We start from the raw sequence: 2865 nt of genomic DNA on the forward strand, positions 1-2865 counted from the left end.
GCAGTTCGTGACCGGCCCGATGCGACCTCGGGTCTGCGCCCCGGCAGACCTCGATACCCACTCCTGTGCTGCAGCGGTTGCCCACTCGGGCCAGCCGTGTTGCAATCCTGCCCGATGGCGATTTCCCTGCTGATTCTGCTGATGGCCGGCGCACTGTTGGTGTGCGCCGCGATCGCTATCGCGAGTTGGCCGCGGCGCGACGATCCCACCGTGCGGGCCTTTCTGCTGCTCGCTGTCGGCGCCGGCATCTGGTGTGCCGGGCGCATGCTGGAAATCCAGGCTCCCAACGTCGCGGAACGCATCGTCTGGGCCAAGCTGCAATATCCGGGCATCCTGATGGTGCCGGTGGGCTGGCTGCTGTCCGTCGTGCGGCTGACGCATCCCGACCACGTGATCGGCCGCGGCTGGCTGACCCTGGCCCTGGCGATCGGCGTCGCCAGCATGATCCTGGTGCTGACCAACGAACGCCATGGGCTGGTCTGGCCGCAGATCCAGTGGTTCGGCGGCGAAGGCCTGCATACGCGCGCCGTGTTCTCCCACGGCCCGGCTTATTGGGCCCTGGCCGCCTACAGTTACGGCCTGCTGCTGGCGAGCCTCTATTTTCTGGTGACGGCACGCCCGCGCGGCAGGCTGTCGCGCGGGGGAAGGGCGGTGCTGATCGCCGGGCTGTTGCTGCCGGTGCTGGCCAATGTCGCCTATCTGCGAGGCTGGACCACGCCGGTGGGCGGCGACCTGACGCCCGCGACGTTCTCCGTGATGGCGCTGCTGGTCTGGCTGTGCGCGCTGCGGCCACATCTGGGCGACGTGGGCCACTATGCGCGGCTGCGCGTGTTCGACGCGCTGCGCGAAGGCTGTGTGATCGTGGACGACCGCGACCGCATCGCCGATCTGAACCGCACGGCCCAACGCATGTTGCCCGGACTGCGGCGCGGCGATCCCGCGCCCGCTTCGTGGCTGGCGACCCGGCCGTATGTGGCGGGCGTGCCGGACTACGAGCTGACGGTCGAGCCGGTGCGCAATCTGGAGGAGCGGGTCATCGGCCGCATCGTCTTCGTGCGCGATGTCAGCGCCTTTCGCACGCGCGAGCATGCGCTGGTGGAAGAGAACTCCAATCTCGCGGTCCGGCTCAACGAAACCGTCGACAAGCTGCTGCGCATCGAAGGCGATCTGTATCGCGACCCGCTGACCGGCCTGTTCAACCGGCGCTTCTTCCAGCGCGAGGCCGGTGTGCTGCTCGCCGCGGCGCAGGAGCGCGGCACGCCGCTCGGCCTGATGCTGATCGACATCGACTTCTTCAAGCAGTACAACGACATCTACGGCCATTTGCGCGGCGACGAATGCCTGCGCGCGATCGGCGCGACGCTGGCGCAGACGCTCGACGAGGCGGCCAGCTTCTGCGCGCGCGTGGGCGGCGAGGAGTTCGCCGTGGTGCTGCACCAGGCCGATGCGGATCGCACCCGTGACATCGGCATGCGCATGCTGCAGGCAGTGCGCTCGCTGCAAATGCCGCATGTGGGCGCGGACCCGTCGCATCCCTTCCTGAGCATCAGCGTCGGCGCAGTCTCCCGCATTCCGGACTCGCCGCTGGTCGAGGAACTGGTGGCCGCCGCCGACGTTGCGCTCTATGCGGCCAAGCGCGGCGGCCGCAACCGGCTGGTGATGGCCGGCGGCCAAGCCGTCGCGCCGCACACGGACCCGTCCCCGCTGGTCTGACGGCGCAGCAGCACCCCAGGCGATCCCGCCTTCCACCGTTCCAGGAGACAAGATGCCCACGCTCGATACGCTGATCGCCTTCTTCGGCATTGCCGTGCTGCTCGGCCTCGCGCCCGGGCCGGACAACGTCTTCGTGCTGCTGCAGTCCGCCATGCGCGGGCCGCGGGCGGGTTTGACCGTGGTGCTGGGCCTGTGTACCGGCCTGCTGTTCCACACCGCCGCGGTGGCGCTGGGACTGGCGACGTTGTTCGCGGCGTCGGCCACCGCCTTCACCGTGCTGAAGATCTGCGGCGCGCTGTACCTGGCGTGGCTCGCGTGGCAGGCGTTTCGCGCGCCGGTCGATGCCCCGGTGCAGGCAAGCGAGCGCGCCGGCAACGGCTGGCAGATGTATCGGCGTGGCGTGGTGATGAACGTCACCAATCCCAAGGTCGCGATCTTCTTTCTTGCCTTCCTGCCGCAGTTCGTCTCGCCGGCGCAGGGACCGATCGCCATGCAGATCGCGGTGCTGGGCGCGGTCTTCATGCTGGCCACGCTGCTGGTGTTCGGCGCCATCGCATGGTTCTCCGGGCTGTTCGGCACGTTGCTGCTGCGCTCGGCGCGCGCGCGACGGGCGCTGAACTGGTTCGCCGGCACCGTCTTCGCCGGTCTGGCGGTACGGCTCGCGACGGCGCAGCGCTAGGGGATCGAGGGTCAGGCGCAGCACCTGCCATGCACTGCGACTCGGTGCCGCAGAGGCTGTCTGTATAGATTCCGAAACATTGCATCGCAGTGCGTCGGCGAGACTCTATAGAGTCGGACCAGTCTCGACAGCAAGCTCGCACGGAAGCGCTACATTGCGCCATCCCGCTCGACTGCCGAGGCGCCCGCCATCGTGTTTCCCTCTTCCTTTCCCTCCTTCGGCCGTCTTCTCGGCCAGTTCGGCCAGCCGTTCTTCCGTTCCGAACCGGGGCGATCCCACGGTGATGGCCAGCGCGCCGAACCCGCGCCGGACGCGATGCATCCATGCCTGGCACTGGGCCTGTACCAGCCACCGCTTCCGGAAGAACCCATGCCAACGCGCGTCCCGCTCGACGCGCCCGATCCTGCCAGCCATGTCGACGCGGCGCTGACCTTGCTGCGCCGGCGCACCGGCGTGCCGCTTGCCGAGCGTCT

The 2865-nt window shown here is 68.8% G+C and carries 2 protein-coding genes; both read left to right on the top strand.

Translation table 11 applies throughout. The features are described from left to right. The first annotated feature begins 114 nt into the window (after window positions 1-114). Window positions 115-1713, top strand: coding sequence for a histidine kinase N-terminal 7TM domain-containing protein (locus AC6EI8_RS25745; protein ID WP_226105271.1), 1599 nt, complete (start codon window positions 115-117; stop codon window positions 1711-1713). 52 nt (window positions 1714-1765) lie between these two features. Beyond that, entirely contained in the window at window positions 1766-2392 is a 627-nt protein-coding gene (locus AC6EI8_RS25750; RefSeq protein ID WP_226105272.1) for a LysE family translocator, read from the top strand. Window positions 2393-2865: the final 473 nt, after the last annotated feature.

The sequence above is a fragment of the Cupriavidus sp. R6-3 genome (assembly GCF_059772245.1).

Excerpts from the sequence above, each read along its gene's own strand:
- AC6EI8_RS25750 (WP_226105272.1), top strand. The coding sequence starts at position 1,766 with ATGCCCACGCTCGATACGCTGATCGCCTTCTTCGGCATTGCCGTGCTG.
- AC6EI8_RS25745 (WP_226105271.1), top strand. The coding sequence starts at position 115 with ATGGCGATTTCCCTGCTGATTCTGCTGATGGCCGGCGCACTGTTGGTG.